A 446-nucleotide genomic window follows, 5' to 3' on the forward strand; every position below is an offset into this window, starting at 1 on the left:
GGTGAGGAGACGACCCCGAACGAGCCGGGCGAAGAGACTGATAAGCCGAAGATTTCGACGAATGCTGACTTTGCTAACGGTGCAACTGAGGTTGTTGCTGGTGCGAAGGTTAACGATACGGTGACGTATGAGGGTTTGGTTCCGGGTATGGAATACACCCTGAAGGCTGAGCTGATTTCTAAGGTTGATGGCAAGTCTGTCCTGGGTAAGGGTGAGAAGACCTTTACTCCGGATGCTGCTGATGGTGAGGTTGTTGTTGAGATCATCGTTGCTGATTCGGTGAAGAAGCCGGTTGAGGCTGCGGTTGCCTTTGAGGAGTTGACTTCTGTTGAGGTCAACGACAAGGGCGAGGAGACTCCGGGTACTGATCCGGAGGAGCCGAACCACATCGCTGAGCACAAGGACATCAACGATAAGAACCAGACGGTTCCGAAGCCGTCCGAGGA

General features: G+C 53.6%; 1 protein-coding gene. It reads left to right on the forward strand.

Annotated elements, in window-relative coordinates:
- The coding region (locus HMPREF2807_RS00735; protein WP_158010512.1) for a VaFE repeat-containing surface-anchored protein at positions 1 to 446 on the forward strand (446 nt) is incomplete at both ends.

It is taken from the genome of Corynebacterium sp. HMSC074A09 (genome assembly GCF_001811545.1).
GTDB lineage: Bacteria > Actinomycetota > Actinomycetes > Mycobacteriales > Mycobacteriaceae > Corynebacterium > Corynebacterium hiratae.